This window comes from Streptomyces sp. NBC_01257, from assembly GCF_035917255.1.
Lineage (GTDB): Bacteria > Actinomycetota > Actinomycetes > Streptomycetales > Streptomycetaceae > Streptomyces.
In genome coordinates, this window is the sequence record NZ_CP108472.1 from 158,683 (window position 1) to 177,787 (window position 19,105).

The 19,105-nt window shown below is 68.1% G+C and carries 18 protein-coding genes and 1 pseudogene; 11 read left to right on the forward strand and 8 right to left on the reverse strand.

Going from position 1 to position 19,105, the window contains the following annotated elements; all coding sequences use genetic code 11:
* Positions 1-195: 195 nt before the first annotated feature.
* The 3 genes from OG408_RS00755 (at position 196) to OG408_RS00765 (ending at position 3,439) form a co-directional block, all read left to right on the forward strand.
* Complete coding sequence (locus OG408_RS00755; protein ID WP_326667390.1) at positions 196-939, forward strand: IPT/TIG domain-containing protein; 744 nt, start codon at positions 196-198, stop codon at positions 937-939.
* A 158-nt stretch (positions 940-1,097) separates the two neighbouring features.
* Complete coding sequence (locus OG408_RS00760) at positions 1,098-2,102, forward strand: IPT/TIG domain-containing protein (RefSeq protein ID WP_326667392.1); 1,005 nt, start codon at positions 1,098-1,100, stop codon at positions 2,100-2,102.
* An 842-nt stretch (positions 2,103-2,944) separates the two neighbouring features.
* Positions 2,945-3,439, forward strand: a complete 495-nt coding sequence (locus tag OG408_RS00765; RefSeq protein ID WP_285567813.1) for an Ig-like domain-containing protein — start codon at positions 2,945-2,947, stop codon at positions 3,437-3,439.
* 595 nt (positions 3,440-4,034) lie between these two features.
* Here the strand turns inward: OG408_RS00765 and OG408_RS00770 are convergent.
* Positions 4,035-4,613: a TetR family transcriptional regulator gene (locus tag OG408_RS00770; RefSeq protein WP_326667395.1), complete on the reverse strand. Its 579-nt coding sequence runs from the start codon at positions 4,611-4,613 to the stop codon at positions 4,035-4,037.
* Between the two features lie 112 nt (positions 4,614-4,725).
* On the opposite strand from OG408_RS00770, the gene OG408_RS00775 reads away from it, so the two are divergent.
* From OG408_RS00775 to OG408_RS00785, 3 genes are all read left to right on the forward strand, one after another.
* Positions 4,726-4,956 (forward strand): hypothetical protein, encoded by a 231-nt coding sequence (locus tag OG408_RS00775; protein WP_326667396.1) that lies wholly within the window; start codon positions 4,726-4,728, stop codon positions 4,954-4,956.
* Between the two features lie 427 nt (positions 4,957-5,383).
* Positions 5,384-6,142 (forward strand): hypothetical protein, encoded by a 759-nt coding sequence (locus tag OG408_RS00780; RefSeq protein WP_326667398.1) that lies wholly within the window; start codon positions 5,384-5,386, stop codon positions 6,140-6,142.
* Positions 6,132-6,767: a Fic family protein gene (locus OG408_RS00785; RefSeq protein WP_326667399.1), complete on the forward strand. Its 636-nt coding sequence runs from the start codon at positions 6,132-6,134 to the stop codon at positions 6,765-6,767. Before OG408_RS00780 ends, OG408_RS00785 begins: the two co-directional genes overlap by 11 nt.
* Positions 6,768-7,230: 463 nt before the next feature.
* Here OG408_RS00785 and OG408_RS00790 read toward each other — a convergent pair whose 3' ends face one another.
* Positions 7,231-7,866, reverse strand: a complete 636-nt coding sequence (locus tag OG408_RS00790) for a TetR/AcrR family transcriptional regulator (RefSeq protein ID WP_326667401.1) — start codon at positions 7,864-7,866, stop codon at positions 7,231-7,233.
* 53 nt (positions 7,867-7,919) lie between these two features.
* On the opposite strand from OG408_RS00790, the gene OG408_RS00795 reads away from it, so the two are divergent.
* The gene (locus OG408_RS00795) at positions 7,920-8,684 is read left to right on the forward strand and encodes an SDR family oxidoreductase (protein ID WP_326667403.1); all 765 of its coding nucleotides are present in this window, start codon (positions 7,920-7,922) and stop codon (positions 8,682-8,684) included.
* Positions 8,685-8,963: 279 nt separating this feature from the next.
* Here the strand turns inward: OG408_RS00795 and OG408_RS00800 are convergent, their stop codons facing one another.
* Positions 8,964-9,797 (reverse strand): alpha/beta fold hydrolase, encoded by an 834-nt coding sequence (locus OG408_RS00800; RefSeq protein WP_326667405.1) that lies wholly within the window; start codon positions 9,795-9,797, stop codon positions 8,964-8,966.
* Positions 9,798-9,909: 112 nt separating this feature from the next.
* Between OG408_RS00800 and OG408_RS00805 the strand changes: the two genes are divergently transcribed.
* On the forward strand, positions 9,910-10,395 hold the full coding sequence (locus OG408_RS00805) for a MarR family winged helix-turn-helix transcriptional regulator (protein ID WP_285567805.1): 486 nt from the start codon (positions 9,910-9,912) through the stop codon (positions 10,393-10,395).
* 537 nt (positions 10,396-10,932) lie between these two features.
* Positions 10,933-11,457, forward strand: a complete 525-nt coding sequence (locus OG408_RS00810) for a GNAT family N-acetyltransferase (RefSeq protein ID WP_326667408.1) — start codon at positions 10,933-10,935, stop codon at positions 11,455-11,457.
* A gap of 106 nt (positions 11,458-11,563) precedes the next feature.
* Here the strand turns inward: OG408_RS00810 and OG408_RS40105 are convergent, their stop codons facing one another.
* Together OG408_RS40105 and OG408_RS40110 are read right to left on the reverse strand one after the other, a co-directional pair.
* Positions 11,564-12,061, reverse strand: coding sequence for an IS5 family transposase (locus OG408_RS40105; RefSeq protein WP_442806116.1), 498 nt, complete (start codon positions 12,059-12,061; stop codon positions 11,564-11,566).
* On the reverse strand, positions 12,037-12,438 hold the full coding sequence (locus tag OG408_RS40110; protein ID WP_442805990.1) for an IS5 family transposase: 402 nt from the start codon (positions 12,436-12,438) through the stop codon (positions 12,037-12,039). The genes OG408_RS40105 and OG408_RS40110 overlap by 25 nt, the downstream gene beginning before the upstream one ends.
* A 1,144-nt stretch (positions 12,439-13,582) precedes the next feature.
* Here OG408_RS40110 and OG408_RS00820 point away from each other — a divergent pair.
* Positions 13,583-13,981 carry a VOC family protein gene (locus OG408_RS00820; protein ID WP_326667410.1) on the forward strand — a complete coding sequence of 133 codons (399 nt, stop codon included), beginning with the start codon at positions 13,583-13,585 and terminating at the stop codon, positions 13,979-13,981.
* A gap of 12 nt (positions 13,982-13,993) precedes the next feature.
* Here the strand turns inward: OG408_RS00820 and OG408_RS00825 are convergent.
* Together OG408_RS00825 and OG408_RS00830 are read right to left on the reverse strand one after the other, a co-directional pair.
* Positions 13,994-14,227: pseudogene (locus OG408_RS00825) on the reverse strand (TauD/TfdA family dioxygenase); the annotation flags it as partial.
* Between the two features lie 569 nt (positions 14,228-14,796).
* A complete protein-coding gene (locus tag OG408_RS00830) occupies positions 14,797-15,660 on the reverse strand; it encodes a helix-turn-helix domain-containing protein (protein ID WP_326667414.1) in 864 nt (287 codons plus the stop codon).
* A 117-nt stretch (positions 15,661-15,777) separates the two neighbouring features.
* On the opposite strand from OG408_RS00830, the gene OG408_RS00835 reads away from it, so the two are divergent.
* Positions 15,778-16,551 (forward strand): SDR family NAD(P)-dependent oxidoreductase, encoded by a 774-nt coding sequence (locus OG408_RS00835; protein WP_326667415.1) that lies wholly within the window; start codon positions 15,778-15,780, stop codon positions 16,549-16,551.
* Positions 16,552-17,013: 462 nt separating this feature from the next.
* Here OG408_RS00835 and OG408_RS00840 read toward each other — a convergent pair whose 3' ends face one another.
* Positions 17,014-18,663 (reverse strand): TlrC/CarA/OleB/SrmB family ABC-F type ribosomal protection protein, encoded by a 1,650-nt coding sequence (locus OG408_RS00840; protein ID WP_326667416.1) that lies wholly within the window; start codon positions 18,661-18,663, stop codon positions 17,014-17,016.
* Positions 18,664-19,105: the final 442 nt, after the last annotated feature.

Sequence of the window (19,105 nt, forward strand, 5' to 3'; positions counted from 1 at the left end):
TCGATGGGCGCTGATCCATCGAGCCGCCGCGGGCGAGCCTCCCTCCCGGGACCGAACTCATCCCGTCCGGACGGGCCTCCGTACATCCTCATCTGCCGGCGGCCGGACGTATTGGCCTGGGTCTGTTCGGAACGTCCGTGGATCGGACACCCAGTCGCTGCTCGGAGAAGACTTCCGAGTGAGGAGGAACCCCTCATGCCCATCAGTCCCAACCAAGGCTCCACCAGCGGCGGAACAACCGTCACCATCACCGGCGTGAACCTGTCCGGTGCCACCGCCGTCCACTTCGGGTCCCGGACGGCCACGATCACCGCGAACACCCCGACCTCGATCACCGTCATCGATCCCGCGGGCTGCGGTGTCGTCGACGTCAACGTGACGACCGCGGGAGGGACGAGCAACTCGCTCTCCTTCTTCTACATCAGCCCGCCCATCGCGGTGTCACTCGGCTCGGACTCGGGTCCGACCGCGGGCGGCAACACGGTCACCGTCAACGGTTACGGTCTCTCCACAGCCACCACCGTGTCCTTCGGTTCCAACAGTGCGACCCCGACGGTCGTCTCGGACAGCCAGCTGTCGGTGGTAGTTCCGGCCGGCAGCTCCAGCGGCTCCGTCGACGTCACCGTCACCACCACCGGAGGCACGACCGCTCCGCTCACCTACTCCTACGTCGACGCGCCGACACTGGCCTCGCTCACACCCAGCTCGGGCCCGTCGTCCGGCGGCACCTCGGTGACCATCAGCGGCACCGGCCTGGCATCCACCACGGCCGTCACCTTCGGTGGCGCCGCAGCCTCCTTCGCGGTGCTGAACAGCACCACGCTGGTGGCCATCACACCGCCCGGCACCACAGGTCCCGTCGATGTCGTCGTGACCACCGAGGGCGGCAGCGCCACCGCCAGTGACGGCTTCACCTATCTGTCCGGTCCCGGCATCTGACGCCGTCTCCGATACATGGCCGTGCACGGCTCCGGTGGGCTCCGGTCCACCGGCCCGTGCCCAGCGGAAGCGGTGCGGGCGCGTATACGCCCGCCCGCACCGGTTTCGTGACCCGCAGCTCGCGGCCCTGCCAGGCCGACCACACCCTTGGAGTCACCGTGGCCCCTCCCGTCCTCACCTCGGTCGTACCCAACACGGGCCCGGCGGCGGGCACCAATCCCGTGACCCTGAACGGAAGCCAGTTCACCGGGGCCACCGCCGTCACGTTCGGATCCGCGGCCGCCCTGTCGTACACGGTCAACACCCCGTCCACGATCACGGCGACCGTCCCGCCCGGAACCGGCACGGTCAACGTCACGGTGCGCACACCCGCAGGGCTCAGCAATACGGTCGTCTACGCCTACGCGCCCACACCGGCACTCAGCGCGATCGCGCCGAACCAGGGCCCGACGTCCGGTGGGACAAGTGTGGTGCTCACCGGCACCGGCCTCACCGGGGCCACCGCCGTGACCTTCGGCAGCACCCCCGCGACCTCCTACACCGTCAACTCCGCCACCCAGATCACCGCGGTCGCACCGGCCGGCACCGGCGCGGTCGCGGTCACCGCGACCACCGTCGGTGGCACCTCGGGGCCGGTGTTCTTCTACTACCTCAACGCGCCTTCGCTGCTGTCCGTCTCACCCGCCGATGGACCGGCGACCGGCGGAACCAGCGTGGTACTCACCGGCACCGGCCTCACCGGGACCACCGCCGTGACCTTCGGCAGCACCCCCGCGACCTCCTACACCGTCAACTCCGCCACCCAGATCACCGCGGTCGCACCGCCCGGCACCGGCTCCGTCGCGGTCACCGTCACGGGTCCCGGCGGCACCAGCAACTCCGTCATCTACACCTACCTGGCGGCGCCGGCGCTCACCGCACTCTCGCCCGCGCAGGGGCCCACGGGGGCGGGCACCGCCGTGACTCTGACCGGCACCGGGCTGACCACGACGTTCGCAGTCCACTTCGGCGCCGCACCGGCGGCCTTCACCGTGGTGTCGGACACGACCGCGATCGCGACCGCCCCGGCGGGCCCGGCAGGTTCGGTGCCGGTGAACGTCACGACGTCGGGCGGCACCAGCAACTCGCTCACCTATCAGCGCGTCGCACCTCCGGCGATCTAGTGCCGGACCAGGCAACGTTCGCCCTGCGGCCCAGTCGCATTGTCGCCTTGTTGCCCTGTCGCCTTGTTGCCATGACACGGCAATCGCTGCACCCTGGACCGGCTAAGGGCGCCCGGGACTACGGCACGTTCCACCCGAGCACGCCCGCCCGGGAGATCGTGTTCGTGGCCCGCCCAGTGGGTAGTTCGTGCCCGGATGCGGGTGCCCGAGCCGGCGCGCGGCGAGGACGCGTGACAGGTGGCCGTGCGCAACGACGGCCACGTCGCCCTGGCCCAGCGGCGGCCGGATCTACCGAGGAAGGCAGCGCCCCGTACCGTCACATGCGCGAGGGCCTCATCGGCGTCGACACCGTCGCGCCACAGTTCCAGCCGGGCCTGAGCTACTGGATCTGCTCAGCGGTCGGCCACTTGTAACGGCCGCAGTCCCACTCGATCAGGTCGGCGTCGGGCTCCGCGCCGCTTAGCCCGCCAGGCAGCGGTCCGTACGGAGCGCTGCCTGGCGGGCTGCCGTAGACGGCGGCGAACTCCCCCTCAGCCAGCCGAGGCGCGAGCGCGCCGCCTCTTCTCCCACCTCGGACAAGGGAAGGTCGATGCGGCCGGCGTGCCGGCCGGTCCGCTCTCACATCGGACTCAGTGCGAACGTTTCCGATACGGCACTGGCCAGTGCCACGGTGTCGGCACTCCCGGCCTGTTCCAGTCCATTCGAGCGAGCCGATGACTCAGGTGGGTCCGTCGGGACCCGCGCCTCCCGCAGATGGCGTCAAGAGCGGCCTAGGGTCACGGTCCGAACCGTCACGGCGGATCCCCGCCTGACAATCAGTCCGAGGAGGCCCTTCAGTGAAAGTGCGTCGTGCAAGCAAAGCCGGACTCCTGGTCGCCGTAGCGGCGGCAGCCACAGTGATGTCCCTCGCTCCGACGGCCGCCGCCGCCGATCCGTCCTCGACCACGGTCCAGGCCACGCCCTCCTCGGCGACGGTCGGGCAACTGGTGACCCTCGACGCGACGGTGACCTGCAGCTCGGACCCGAGCGGCGGCCTCGGCGTGTCCTTCTTCGACGGCCCGGATCTCCTCGCGACCGCACCCGTCTCCGCCGACGGACACTCCTCACTGACCACCGGTTTCACGGCCACCGGAACCCACACGATCACCGCCGCCTTCAACGGCGACGACGGTTGCAGCGCTTCGAACGACACCACCACTGTCACCGTGTCCCAAGCCCCGGCCCCTCCGGCCGACAATCCGGGCTGCCTGCTCTGCGGGCTGATCGGCTTCCACGTCGGGGACATCAAGAACGAGGTCAACGTCAACAGCCACAATGTGACGAGCATCGACAGGTAGGGTCGGCCCACCGACTGCTGAACACGTGCGAGGGGTGCCACGGGTCCGTGGCACCCCTCGCACGTGTCCGTCGAGAGGTCCTGGGGTCAGCCTTCGAGCAGAGCCTGCCCGCATCAGGAAGAGCACCCGCCAACGCCCCATCCCTGCGCTCAGCGAGCAGCGGAGGTGCAGAGCCAGAGCGGGGTTCTGGAGCTGGCCGTTGGCTGTTGCACGTACCAAGCGGTAGGTCATCGCCTCATCGACGCCCGACAGCCGGTCAAGCAGCCATTCGCCGCACTGCCCTGATGCCACGGCGCCGATTTGTGTCTGCTAGTGAAGATCAAGGGCTTGCGTGACCAGAGAAACACGCGGCCGCGGTGTGGGAAGGACGCCGCTCAAGCGATGTGCCCACTTGTACTGGCAGCTCGATTTCATGCTGCTGTATGGCCAGTTCGAGGTGAGGTAGCGGCACAGGCGCTGAGGTTGAGTAACACTCATTGGAGCCGCCGGACGGGCGGGCGATTCATGAGCGAACACCTGTGAAGCAGCGGAGCGGGCAGGCGGGCGGCGCTCCGCCGCCGCGGAGGCCGTCACGCCGCAGCCGGCGGAGTCGGGCTCAGGCGGCGAGGCGCCGCACCAGGTTGACAAGGGCCTCGCGCTGGGCGCCCTCCCCCGCTTTCGCGGCGGGGACCAGCATGCGGGCGAGTTGGGGCATGGTGAACCAGGATGCGACCAGCGAGATGACTGCATGCACCAGCTGGCCCGGGGGGATGTCCTGGGCCAGGACGCCGGCCTCCTGAGCCCTTGCCAGGGCGGCCACCTTCTCGACGTAGTGCTCGGTGCGCTCCGCCTCGGCCACGACGGGGCCCCGGCTCTGCAGGCCCTCCCAGGCCAGCAGGCGTACGAAGTGCGGGTGCCGACGGTGGTAGTCGAAGAGCCGGCCCGCGTAGTCGCCGAGGTCGGCGCCCTGGTCAGCGGTCAGCGGTACGGCTGCGGCGATCTTTCGCAGCTCGGATTCCAGTACCGCACCGAACAGTTTCTCCTTGTTGCCGAAGTACTGGTAGATCCGCTCCTTGTTGACGCCCGCCCGGGTGGCAACCCGGGCGACACGTGCCCCTTCGAGGCCGTGCTCGGCAAATTCGGCGACTGCGGCGTCGAGCAGGAGCTGCTTGGTGCGCGCTGTGTCCCAGACCATGCCCCGACGCTACCTCATTTCCAACCATTCGGTTGGACACCGATGCATCCGCATGCCAGACTCCAACCAACCGGTTGGAGATTACGGATCCAGCCGCGAACAGGAGGCATACATGTCCGCGAGCACTGCTCCCGCTGCCCCGTCCGTCCACCGCCGCGCGCTCATCACGTGGCTGGCCGTCTACCCGACCATCACCCTCGCCCTCAGCCTGCTCGGTTCGGTCCTCGGCGGCCTGGCACTACCGCTGGAGACGCTGTTCCTGACCGCGATCGTCGTCCCCCTGGCCGTCTACGTCATCGTCCCGGCGCTGATGAAAGCCAACGCCCACCTCACCCGCCGCTGACCTGCGACCTACCGCCGCACCGTGCCGACACCCGCGCCGGCCACTCCCGGGATGCACGCCACCGGCATCTACGGAAGGCTCACCGCCACCGTCACCACCTGTTTCGATGCGTGCCTGGTTGTTGCGGTACTTGCGGACGGTTGAGCAGCAGCAAACGGCGGCCGAAGAACGCTTTGTTTCAGGTCAGCCGCCGGGCCTGATGGCCACACGTCGGGCAGCGGCACCCGGGACTCCGGCTTCCTTCGGGAGCTCGGACAGGTGGATCGGTGCGGGCCGACTGTCTGACTGTCGGAGTACGCCTCAGAGCGCTCGGCCACGTTTGCAGGCGAACGTGCCCGGCCGAGTACCACGGCACCGCACGGAGCAGGTGGCCCGGCAGCGTCACACTGGGCGCCATGACAGTAGATCGGCGGCGCCGGAAACTTGTGTGACAAAGCCGCGAGCCTTTGACACGATCGTTCGGCTGTCCTTCCCTGACGAGTTCTGGAGGAACGTCACGGCCGTCAATTACGAGCTTGCTCCGGCCTGGTTGCCGTGGTCTGCCGTCGATCCCGACCTCATTGCTTTCGACTGGGACGACGAGGAGGGCTCTCAGGTCGCCACAGTGATCGCCTCGATGGTCCCTCCTGCCGGTGCCGGGTGGCAGGAGGAACATCGCTTTACCACCGAGGTCACGGCGCTTCTGGCAGTCCGATACGGCCGATGGGCCTGCGGATGGCATTGGGCGGTCGGCGAGGGCGGTGGTGGTGGCGTCGTCACCAGTTGGTGCTGCACCTCCCATTCCGTGGGTGAGTCCGCAGCGACGGCCGCCAAGGTGGTCGCTTCACTGCTGGAGTGGCGCGACTGGTTGGAGGAGTTGGCCGAGCGGTTCGCGCAGTTGGCGCCGCCCGCCGGGTCGGATGACGAGGACCGCAGCTGGCACTTGGAACGGGCAGCAACCCGACTGGTAACGGTGGTCGTGGACCGCACAGGTGCCGAATGCGGCTGGTACGGGCTCTGCCACACGGTGCTGACGTGGTTCCTCTCTTCCACAGGCATGGGGCCGGAGAGAGCAAAGGAAGCGGTCGACGCCGCGATTGGTGGACGGTTCAAAAGCTGGACGGCACCGTCGCGGACCTTGGTCGACGCGGTGGGAGAGGATCTTGCCGTAGGCCTGACCGGTGAGCAGCCTTATCGTGACCGCTGACGCATTGGCTGCCTGGTGCCATATCAGGAACCAGACCGACTGGGCTTCCGCGGTCGGTGAGACGCCGGCACCGGTCGAGGCGGCCGTGGACGGCCTCGGCGTCTGGTGCGGTGCGGGGGGCCGTTCCTCGAATCCGGCTCGAGGCGACCGATTGCTCGCGGCGCTGGCTCAGTCGCGCTCGGACGCTGCTCGTAAGTGCCCCTTGACCTGCGTGCTTCTGACTGAATGGCAGCGGCTCGTCCTTGGCATGCCTGAGGTTCAGTTCCGACGAGGCGATGCTTTCGCCAAGGGTGGTCGAGAACGCTACGCACTTACGCCGCACACCCAGCGGGACTTTGAGCACTGTCTGCGCGAGAGCGCTGACCCGAGAGTCCCCCTGGCCTCCCGTGCGGCCCGCGCCTACCTTGACGTGGCCTTCTTTCACCCCTTCCCGGACGGCAACGCTCGCCTTGCCATGCTCACTCTCGCCTATGTCCTGGAACTGGAAGGAGTTCGGCTAGACCAGGCCGGCCCCTTGCAGACCACGCGTTACGCGGACGACGCCGCCGGCGCGGCAGACCTGGCTGCCCTGGTCTCCGTCCTCATCCGCTCGACCCATCACCGGGCAACCAGAGCCCGTCACTGAGAGAGCAACCTCCCATCAGGGTGCTCTTGAACAGTCCGGCCGGAAGCTGAGCGCGTGCATTCGCCCCCGACTGAATACGTTGATGCATACGCCAGCAGCGGCCCGCCCTTCGGTCCGGTACGAGCCCCGCGAGGTTGTCCGGCACGTCGGTGAGTTCACCTCGATCGAGGAAGATCCTGACGACGACGCTTCATTCGCCGCCCCGGACTTGCTCGCCGGGATACGGGATTGGCGGCGGTGGTCATGTCGTAGCGCTGTTCCTCTCCGGCTCATCGTCGGCTGCGAACGGACTGACGGTCGTGATGGGCGACGGCCTCAGCGCGGAACGAGCTGACTTCGACCCTGGAGTGGGCTTGGCACCACAACGGGCGGGCGCGGTCCGGCAGGTCCTGAAGATCACCGCCGCTCGTCGCTTCGTCGTCGGGCTGGATCATCCCTGCCCTGACAGTGGACACCACCTGCCTCAGCCCCTCTGACCGGTGGTGGCAACGATGACGTCGCCGAAGGACGCGGTGAGCGCCCGCGCGATCAGTTCGGGCAGTTTCGTCTTCCCGTCGTCCTCGGCCCAGCGCGTCAGCGCTGTATGCATCGCGGCCAGGCAGGCGCTGGTCGCCGCCTGGGTACGGAACACGGCGTCGGGGTCGGTCGTGTCGTCCCCGAGGGCGTCGACGATGGCCTGTTGCAGCGCGTACTGGCTGTCCAGATGCCGGGCTCGCAGCGCGGGCGTCGAGACCATGAGCCGCAGGCAATCCAGCAGAAATCGCTCGTTCGCCGCGAACCCGTCCCCGTCACCACCGGTCAACACCGTGGCCGCGTCGACGAGAGCGCCGCCGACGCGGCGTACCAGCGGGTGCGTCACCGACGACGCGGCGACCCGTTCGGCGATGAGCTGGGCAGGGTACTCAAGGAGGACGAGGTCCTCCTTGGTGGGGAAGTGCCGGTACACGGTCATCGCCGAGACGCCGGCCGCCTCGGCAACCTCGGCCACCCTCACCGCGTCGTAGCCCTGTTCGGTGAACAGCCGCACCGCCTGTGCCTGGATCCTGCGCCGCGTCTCGGATCGCTGTCGCTCCCGCAGGGTCGGTTTCAGCTCAGTCATGTGATAGACACTACCTCAATGTTAGCGACTAACACTTTGATGAGGTGGGCGGCGTGAGCAGTCAGGCCGGCAGAACGGCCCTGGTGACGGGTGCGTCGCGGGGCATCGGGCAGGCGACAGCGACCCGGCTCGCGGCCGAAGGAGCGATGGTCATCGTGCACTTCGGCACGGACGACAGCGGAGCGGCGGCGACGGTCGAGGCGATAGAACGCGCCGGTGGGACCGCCCAAGCCGTCCAGGCGGAACTGGGCGTGGACGGCGATGTCGAGACGCTCTTCACGGGAGTCGAGCGCGCCTTGGCCGGTCGGCCGCTCGACATCCTCGTCAACAACGCCGCAGCCGCACCCGCCGGCCCGCTCGGCGCAACGACCCGGGCGGAGTTCGACCACCTGTTCGCAGTGAACGTACGAGCGCCGTACTTCATCATCGAACATGCACTGCCCCTACTGCGCGACGGCGGCCGGATCATCACGATCTCATCGGTGGCGACCCGGATGGCCAACGCCGCCCAGACGTCTTTCGCCATGACGAAAGCCGCAGTCGAGACGATGAGCAGAACCCTCGCCAACCAACTCGGAGGCCGAGGTATCACCGTGAACGCGGTCGCCCCCGGAGCCACCAGAACGGCGACCAACGGAGCCGTATTCGAAGTGCCAAGCCTCGCCGACCAGATCGCCGGCCTGACGGCGCTCGGCCGGCTGGGCGGGCCCGGCGACGTCGCCGACGTGGTCGCCTTCCTCGCCTCCGACGCCGCACGCTGGGTCACTGGCCAGGTCATCGACGCAAGTGGTGGCCTCTTCCTCGGTCCACGCGTCTGATCGACAAGGGCAACGCGACGACAAGCGAGCATCGGACAGGACGTTCCCGACTCGGCCCCGACCCGGCGAGGCCCGCTGAAGCAAGTCCAGCAGCATGCGGCTGCGCTGCGTCGGTTCATGCCGCAACTGCTCACCGCTGAGCGTTCACAGCCCATTGCCCACTGGCGCCAGAGCTGAGCCTCGGACCCGGAGAACCTATGCGGTCGCAGCACTTGGGCTGCACATGAGTGTCCGCCTCGCCCTGCCTTCCGGCAGTGGTTCCCGACGGCCCACTCTGCGTCAGTGTTCGGCGTTCAGGATCTCCCGGATGCGTGTTGCGTAGGCCCGGGGGTGGGTGGTGTTTCCGTTGTGACCGCCGGGAAATTCCTGCACTTCGCGACCGAGGAGCACGGCCAGCGCCGTCGCGGCCCGGCAGTCGAAGACGTTCCGCGCAGTGATGCGCCCGGCAGCGGGCACGATGCGAGTGCCGACGTCCTTCAGTGCCGCGATGTCGAGGGTGTCGTGGATGACCGCGGTGAAGTCGTGCCGGAAGAAGTAGTCGAAGTTCGCGGTGCGAGTGGCGTTGATCGGCTGAGGCGTCAGGTCGGGTTCCACGTCCTTGGCGGTGAGGTCAATGCCCAGGGTCCTGGCGATCTCCGGGAGTGCCGCGGCCAGGCCCTCGCGGAGGTAGAAGTCCTGAAGCGCGACGAGTTCGCGCTCGTGACAGACGCGTTCGCCCTCCGGAAGCAGGCGTGGGGCGACGGGCTCGTGGGCGATGAGGGTACGGATCTGCCCTGGATACCGGACGGCCGCATGCATGCCGATGACGGCTCCGAGACTGCAGCCGAGCATGAGGGCGGAGTCGTCGGTGAGAGAGGCCAGCAGGCGATGGACGTCGTCGGCGTGCTCGGTCAACGTCGCGCCTTGCCCCGGGGTGTCGAGCCGGCTGCGTGACAGGCCGCGGCGGTCGTAGGTGACCACGGTGTAGGAATCGGCGAGTTGGGCGACCAGGTCGATGGTGCGGTCGGCGTCACCCTCTCCGCTCTGCGAGATGAGCAGCAGCGGGCCGGTTCCGCGGACCTGGTAGTGCAGAACTGCGCCAGGGACGGTGAGCGTGCCGGTGGTGTCGGGCATGACGGTTCCCCCTCTATGGGCGGCAGACTCTCCGCCGCGTCTGCCGACCAACATAATTCATCGAACTAGATACATCAATACGGATGAATCTGTTTCGATGTATGTTGAGCGTGTGGACGGAGTCGAACTGTTCCTACTGGGACGCACCCTGATGAAGATCGGCGAGGAGGCCCTGCCCGAGCCTCCTGGCGGCGCTCGGCGTTATGCGGGCAGCGCCCGGCTGGTGCTGATCGTGGCCAGCGACATCGCCGCTCATCCCGATACCGCCGTCGGTGAGATCGCCGCCCGCACCGGCCTGCCGCAGAGCCAGGTGTCCACCGCCATCGCCAGGCTCAAGGAGGCCGGTTCGGTGCAGACGGCTCCGGATCCCGTCGACCGCCGCCGGGTGCTGGTGCGTCAGGCCGCCGAGGTGTCCGAGCGGGTGGCGCAGGTCCGCGCCGCCGGTATCGAGGAAGCCCTCACCAGCGCGCTGGGATCTGATGAACCGCGGCGGCTGACAGAGGTCTCGGAGGCGCTGGATGTACTCGCCCGGAACCTCTTGCCGTCGTCAGCGGGTCCGGAGTCCCGCCGTGCAGACACCGCCGAACCACCGGAGTAGGGCCCCGGCTTTGACCAGGTGGCGGATAGCTCGCACCTCCTGACCAATCTGGCCCAAGCAGTCGAACGCGTCATCGGGCGGAATCGCGCCGACCTGAGACGCCCCCTCAGCGACCACGACGCTCGGCCCGACGAAGGCTCTCCCGGTGACGGTTCAGACCGCGGGGAGCTGGCTATTTGATCACTTGGCGGTGGTCCCGCCACCTGCCGCACCGGCTGTCCTCGTGGGCAGCAGCGGCTCCAGAACCGCCCACTCATTGTCCGTAAGGCTGCCCCTGCTGAGCATGACCAGAACAACGAGCCGCCCGATCGAAGAGGTACGTCCTTCAGCGAGCGAAAGCCCCCGGTCGGCGGCCCGGAAATGAGTTGTCCAGGCTGAGGAGCACTTGTTAGCGTCACGCCTGCGCGAGAGACGTGTGTTCAGCGGGACAGGGAGGTTGATGAATATGGCTGCCGTCGGCCGTCTTCAGCATGCCCTCGTCCGGCCCGCGCGATAGCAGAGCGCGGCTCGGGTCGTTCCAACGACCAGGAGAGACACGTGTCTTCCTCTTCTTCACCCGCTCACACCAATGTGATCACCAAGCGCCTGTTCCTGCGGCCCTGGACCACGAGCGAGGCCACTGCGGTCCTCGACGACACCAGGTCAACGCACTGGGCGGGCGACTTTCCCGCTGAAGGCGAACGTGTGGTCGCGGGCCTCTTCGATCAGTACCCCGCCTGGTTCGACGCATACGGCCACCGTCTGATCATCGAGCGCGAGAGCAGCTTGGTGGTGGGCTCGATCGGCCTGTTCTGGCCGCCCAGCGAGGGCGTTCTGGAAATCGGATACGGCATCGTGGCCTCCCGTCGAGGCCGGGGCTATGCCCCCGAGGCCGCCCGGGCCCTGGCCGAGTTCGCCCTCACCGCACCAGAGGTTCACACCGTGTTCGCCGATGTGGAACTGTCCAACCCGTCCTCGGTTCGCGTGCTGGAGAAGGCCGGCTTCCACCAGTGGGCCACCGAAGAGAACGCGGAGAACACGGCCCGGTTCAGGATCACGAGGCCAGACCGCTCACAGAGATGATCCCCAGGGCCCTGGAGGCGCTGCCTCCAGGGCCCCATCGTGGTCGCGAAGCCACGAGACAACCAGCGTTGATCGGAGAGACAGGACCTAGGCCGTTTCGTTTGGATTACCGCACTGACCAGAGGAAGATGCCCGCAATGTGGAGTCCGGCCAGGTAGATGGTCGCTGTCTTCTCGTAGCGGGTGGCGATGCCTCGCCACTGTTTCAAGCGGTTGATGCAGCGTTCGACGGTGTTGCGCTGCTTGTATTGCCTCGCGGTCGAATGCGGGTGGCCTGCCGCCCCGGCTGCTGCGCCGCAGCCGGTGGCCCCGCTGATCGGCCGGAACGGGGATGACCGCCCGGATACCGCGCTTGCGGAGGTGCTCGCGGATCGCGCGGGAGGAGTATGACGCTTATCCGCGTGGGATGTCTTGTCGGCCAGCACCACATCCGGCCTGGTGCGGGGCCGTCCTCGCCGTCGAGGAACGCGAAGGCGAGCCATGACGTGTGCGCAGGCGGGTGCGTCACCAGCCTGTCCGGCGGTGAGCACGATGGCCAGCGGCCGGCAGTGGGCATCAGCGGCCAGGTGGATCTTTGTGGTCAGTCCGCCCCGGGACCGGCCGATGGCGTGGTCTGCTGGTTCGCCTGCTGGAGCCCCTTTTTGCGAGCCCCCGCCGCATGCTGATGTGCGCGCACGATGGTGGAGTCCACCGAGACAGCCCAGTTGAGGTCGTCGTCGGCGTCGGCCTGCGCGACCAGCGCGACCAGCGCGGTGAACACCCGCTCCCACGTGCCGTCACCGGCCCACATCCGCAGCCGGTTGTAGACGCCTCGCCAGTTGCCGTACTTCTCTGGGAGGTGGATCCACTGCGATCCCGTCTGGAACTTCCAGGCGATCGCGTCGATCACTTGTCGGTGATCCCGCCACCGGCCACCCCGCTGCGGTGTCCGATCTGGGAGCAACGGCTCGATCCGCGCCCACTGCGCGTCAGTCAACGGCACACACGAACAACGACTGGCGGTGCTGGTTGGAACGGCACCGCTGTCAGGCGGTCGGCCCAGTGCGAAGCCGCCGCACGTCCCGCACGAGCGTGCACGAAGCGCTGAGGAAGATCACGACTCCAGCCACGAGCCAGAGGACCGAAGCGCCAGAGCGGTACTCACGAACGCCCGCGACGGCCACAATCACGCTGGCAAGGACGCCGAAGGCTGAGATCAGAGCGCTGAAGCGGTGAGTCACATGGACATCATCAACGACAACCTCGGCCAGCGGAGGTGATCCAAACGAAACGGCCTAGTTCCACGAACGCATCGAACGCGGCTTCAGCCTTCGCGCCTTCGCACGCGACCTCCAGCTCAGCCGCGGCACGGTCAATCGCTTCACACGCGCCGCAGAAGTCGATGAACTCCTCGTCGCAGTCATCAACCGGCCTATCCTGATCGACGACTACCGCCTCTCACCGCACCATCGCTGGACGGCAGACTGCACGAACGCTTCCGCGCTCCCGGGAGACCCGGAGCCGGGCTATCGCGGAGACGTCAGCAGCGTCCGCCAGCACTTCAAGCCCTACCGCAGCGGTGCGATCCCGGCTACCGCCCCCTGGCCCCACCCGGCCGTCCGCAGGGTCAGCGACTGGATCACGCGCCGGCCTGAACACCTCACAGACGTTGAGCGAAAGAGTCTCGACGAACTGTGGGAGCGGAGCCCGGAGCCCCGCGCCGGCGACGACCGGGGAAATACGCACACCGCCCCGCACTCATGATCCGCGAACGTCGCAGCGAACACCTGGCCCTGGACATCTGGATCGCCCACGTCGCATCGACGGCCAACGAGAACCCCGGGCTCTGGCCAACGACATGCGATGCGAGCACGCAGCGGTCCAGGCCGTCCTCGCCATGACCTGCACCTCCGGGGCCACCGAAGGCAGTCACCAGGATCAAGTCACTGAAGAGACAGATGTATGGCCGGGCCAACTTCGATCTCCCCCCGACGCCGCTTCCTGCTCGCACCATGATCAAGAATGCAGTACCTCTTAAATCGATACAGAGCTTGAGAGTTGAGCCAGAAACACGACTCGTGGATGAGGCCACCCGGGCGCTAGGGTCAGCGAAATCGGATGGACCGGCATGGAATACGGAGTAAAAAGTGATCAAGGGACTCGACCGGCTTGAGGTCATCACGCTCTTCGTCGAGGACGTCGTCGAGGCGAAGCGGTTCTACCAGAACGTCTTCGGCCTCGAGGTGATCTTCGAGAACGAGGACTCCGCGGTGGTCAAGCTCAGCAACACTCTGATCAACCTGCTGGTGACCGAGAACGCACCGACGCTGGTCGAGCCGCATCCGATCGCAGCCCCGTACGCCGGCGCGCGACTGCTGCTCACCATCGAGGTCGAGGATGTCGACGCCGTGTGCGCCGAGCTCGTGGAGCACGGCGTGAGCCTTCTCAACGGTCCGACCGACCGCCCCTGGGGTCGCCGTACCGCCGCCTTCGCCGACCCCTCCGGCAATGTCTGGGAGGTTGCGCAGCTTCTCGCCGGTGAGTAGGCGGGACTCGGTTCAGTACCGCAGCACTGTGGTGCGGTACAGCAGCCTCTGACCGACATGCCGGTCAGAGGGCGTACGGGTGAGCATGGTCGCCTCGTTGCTCCACATCACCACAGCGCCCGCGCGCCACTGGTGGGGGTACACATACCGGTCGGCCGTCGCAGAGTCGTGAGACTCCTGGGGCAGCTCGACGCTCTCCTTCCGGTCAAGACCCACGATCCCGCTGATGATCATGCTGCCGAGTAGAAGCGACCTGCGGCTGACGCAAGATCCTCATTCCCCCACGCCTCGCCCACGGCAACCAGCCAACCTCGCCCTTCATGCCGGCCGGTTCGACACACATCTTCGTCGTAGACCTGCGCGCCGTCGCACCCTGCAACCCCCCAGACACCCGCCGCACGGAACCAAGCCGACACCGGAGTAACACCCGCCCACCGACGGACCGCGACACCACGCTGCCGCCTCTCGCGCTCGTCCGCCGGGACAGAACACGGACACCACGACACTCGCCCCCTTTGCTGATCCGGTCCCCCGGGGACCCAGACCGGCGCAACTGCGCGGCCATGGAACGAACTTCACCAGGGGACCAGTTCGGCCTGCCGCCCGCTCACCACGCCCCAGGCCCGGAGGCCGACCGTGGCCAAGCCATCGGCAGGTGCACGGTTTCCAGCCGGTTCAGACTCAATCGCCCACCACACCCGCACGGCTGGGATACCTCGGAACCTCCCCCCTGGGCTCCGGCGGCCCGCACGCCGAAATAACGGCCGGAAGTCAGCTATTGGTGACGGGACGCGGCTTCCAGACGCCGCTCCATGTCAGTGTCGGCCAGGTGCGAGGGTTCGGGATCGCGGCAAGAGGTTGCGGAACACATCACGGGCGTGGCTGCCTGCCGGAGCCAGGAAGACGAAGAGGTGCTGGTCGGGCTCCGGCAGGGCGAGGGTCGTGTACGGAAAGGACTCGGTGCGCAGTTCGGGGTGGAGGATCTCCAGGAAACCCTCGCTGCGCATACCGGCGCGGTGCTGTTCCCACAGCGCGGCGAAGACCGGGCTGGCGGCGGAGAGACGGACCACCAGGTCGGTCAGCCCGCGGTCGCTCGGGCAGTCCGCATGGTGCGCGCGGAGTCCGGCCACCAGGTCGGCGCCGATCGAGTCGACCGCCTCGCGGTTGGCCGGAGTCCGCTCCCCGAAGGGGCAGCAGAAGACTTGCCAGAGCAGGTTCACCTGATGGGCGGGGCGGGTGTCCAGGCCGCCCAGCAACGCACTGGCCATCGGGTTCCAGGCGATCAGGTCGAAGCGGCGGTCCACGACAAAAGCCGGTGTCTCGTGCAGAGCCTCCAGCAGGACACGGGTGTTCACCGAGACGGCTGGCCGCGGCCGCGCGGCAGGGACTTGCTGGGTGTCCCGCGCGCCCAGGCCGGCCAGGCGGTGCAGGTAGACCCGTTCGGCATCGGCGAGCAGCAGGGCCTCGGCCAGGCCGTCGAGAACGGAGACGGTGGGCACTCGTTGGCGGCCCTGTTCGAGCCGGGCGTAGTAGTCAGCCGAGATACCGGCCCGCGCGGCCACCTCCTCGCGCCGGAGGCCGGGCGTGCGGCGGCGCGAACCGGCCGGCAGACCGGCATCGCCCGGGGCGAGGCGACGGCGACGGGCACGCAGGAAGGCTCCCAGCGGAGTGTCGGGCATGCACGAAAGGCTCCCACAGGCCAACTCCCCTATCCAGGACCTGGCGTTCCCGGGATAGCGCGACAGCTGACCGGGTGACCACTGGTCGCAGGAGGCAGTCGGCATCAGGCTCACCTCATGGGACTCCTTGACGACAAAGTCACAATCATCACCGGCGCCGGACGAGGCATCGGTGCCACAGCGGCACGCCTCTTCGCCGCCGAGGGTGCAACTCTCGTCCTCGCCTCGCGGACCGCGAGCGAGGTGGAAGCACTGGCCGGCGAACTACGTGCCGAGGGGAGAGCAGCAATCGCCGTAGCGGCCGACATCAGCACGGCGGAGGGCGCCCAGGCACCGGTCACAGCAGCACTCAAGGAGTTCGGAAGGCTGGACGCCGCATTCGACAACGCCGGCTCCGGCCCCTTCCCCGCACCGCTCGCCGAGCGTACGGAGGCGGAGTGGGACGCTGTCCACGGCGTGAACCTGAGAGGCAGCTGGCTGTGTCTGCGCGCCCAGCTGCAGACCATGGTCGCCGCGGGGCGGGGCGGTTCGATCGTCCTCAACAGCGGTGTCGGCGCTCTGCTGGGCGGATTCGGCGACGGCACCCAACAGGCCGCCAAACACGGACTGACCGGTCTCGTCAGAGCTGCCACCGCCGACTACGCCGTCCACGGCATCCGGACCAACGCCGTCGCCCCGGGCGTGGCCCGAACCTCGTCCACCGAGGACTGGTTCGCCGCAGGGCCCGAGTTCGAGGCAGCGGTCTCCCGTTCCGTGCCGTTGGGCCGCCCGGCCCGTCCGGTGGAGGTCGCCGAGGCCGCGGCCTGGCTGCTCAGTGACCGCGCCTCCTACGTCACCGGCGTCATCCTGCCCGTCGACGGCGGCACCACCGCGGCCCGCACCTTCTTGTGAGTGCCAGCCAGAGGCCAGAGTGGTTGGACGCCTCCTCATGCCCCTTGCCCTCATCGCGACCGCGTACCTGAACCCGGACGCGATACCAGCCCCCGCCGGCGGTGGCGGAGTCCCCGCCTCCTCCTCCACATCACCACCCCGCCGGACCAATCGCAGGTCTCCGCTCGTGCGGTAGACACTCACGTCCACCGCGGCCTCCCACTCCAGCGCTGGAGAAGTCGATTCCTCTGCACAGTGCTCGGTCGTGAGGCGAATCCAGCCGTGATGTCACACCCACGGCCCGGACATGGACGCCGAGCGCGGTCGGTTCGGCAACCAGTGCGTCGGCGCCATCCTCGGCCGGACCGCGTCGCGATGCCAGGCGCAATGGTCCTGCGCTGCGCTCCCGACCAGATCCCGGCCGATGATCTCGCGGTGCATCAGTGCGATCGGTGCCGCCGGTAATGAGGCAACTGGGGGACTTCAGGTCGCTGCGGTCTCCTGAAACTGTGCGACGTGGCCGGCGTTCAGTTCCACGTGCCTGCCGGTGAAGCGGGTTCGCATGCGGCGGTCGTGGGTGACGACCACCACCGCGCCTCGGTAGCAGGCCAGGGCTCCTTCCAGTTCTTCGACCAGGACGGGGGAGAGATGGTTGGTGGGCTCGTCCAGCAGCAACAGGTCGACGGGTTCGCTGACGAGGCGGGCCAGTTCGATCCGGCGCCTTTGCCCGTAGGAGAGTTCGCTCATTCTCAGGCGCAGGTCGGCAGGACTGAACAGGCCGAGGGACAACAGCTGGTCGATGTGCTCATCCAGACTGCCCCCGCGGCCGTGGGCGAACGCCTGTGGGACCGTCAGGTCGGGCGGCCATGGTGTCTCCTCCTGTCTCAAGTGCCCGACTCGGCCCCGCGTGCGCGCTGTCCCCTCATCGGGCTGCAGCTCGCCCGCCAGCACCCGCATGAGCGTTGTCTTGCCGGCTCCGTTGGGCCCGGTGACCAGCAGCCGCTCCTCGCCACCGATCCGCAGCGAGGGTACGTGCAGCCGGTCCGCGACACGGATGCCGGTGAGTTCCGCCGCGGCCCGCGCGGTCTGACCGTCGGCGGTGGTCATCCGGGCGGCGAACACCAGTGGTTCGGGCGGCGGCGCGACAGGGTTGTCCGCCAGCCGTTCGACACGCTCCTTCGCATTGCGGATACGGACCATCGCCCCGTGCCCACGGCTGCGGGCGCGGAATCCACCGTGGCCGACCACGGCAAGCGGCGCCTTGCGAGGGATCGCCTCCAACCGTGCCACGTTCGTGGCGGCCAACTTCTGATTGCGGGCCAGTTCCGCGCACCAGTCCGCGTATTCCTGCAGACGGCGCCGCCGCTCGGTGGCCTTGGCGGCAAGGTAGCCGCCGTAGCCGTCGCCGTGACGCGTCACCCTGCCCTCGCCGACCTCCAGGATCGTGGTGGTGACCCGTTGCAGGAACACCCGGTCATGGGTGACCGCGAGCACCGTGCCGCGGTGCTTCCGCAGGTGTGCCTCAAGCCAGCCCACCGCCTGGTCGTCCAGATCGTTGGTCGGCTCGTCCAGCAGGAGCAGCTCCGGCTGCGACGCCAAGGTCGAGGCCAGCGCCAACCGTGATCGCTCACCACCCGACAGCGTGCCCAGAGTCCGATCCCGAGCCAGACCCGGCAGGCCGAGCCCGTGCAGGGCGATGTCCACCCGGGCGTCGGCTTCGTAGCCGGAGCGCGCCTCGTACTGGGCGACCATGTGGGCGTAGGCGTCCATCGCGGCGGCGAGCTCTACCCCCGTCAAGCCCGTGAGACCGGCTTCGGCGCGGTGCATCCCCGCTTCGAGTTCGCGCAGGTCGGCAAGAGCCAAGTCCACTGCGGCCTGGACGGTGGCCTCGGGGGGCAGGGCCAACGACTGGGACAGATAGCCAGAACCGCCTGGTGCGATCACGGTCAGTTCGCCGTTGTCGGGCCGGTCCTGCCCGGAGATCAGTCGCAGCAGGGTGGATTTTCCGGCTCCGTTGTCGCCGATGATGCCGACCCGCTCGCCCGGCTTGATGTTGAAGGACACGTCGTCCAGCACGACGTGGTCGTCGTAGCGGCGGGTGATGTTCTGAAGAGATAGCTGTGCAGTAAGCATTTAGTCCCCTGTTCTCGGCCGGGCCGATCGGCATGGGCGGACGGACGCATCCGTACATGCCGGAGACACTTCGCGGCACGCCGAACAGACGTCATCGCGAAAGGACCGGAAGCACGGATGAGCACGCGCGACGGCGGAGCCAAGCTCAACGCGGCCGCACGGGGACTATCACAGGGAACCCATGCGCAACACCGTAGATGGGGAATCCGTGTGGCTGCAAGCCGTTTCTTCGGTGAGGTGGTGGCAGAAGGGTGCAACACAGCGGCGGGTGAACCCCCGCAGCGACCGACGGCGACGACAAGTACGAGTACTGCACCGGCGCTGACGGCATGGAAAGTCAGCCTCTTCGCCGGGATGGTGGGTCCCGCCTCGCGTCCCCGTTGAGCTGGAGCGGCTCGTCACCGTCACCCAGCTCCTGGCCAGGGTCCCGGTACAGCGGCCG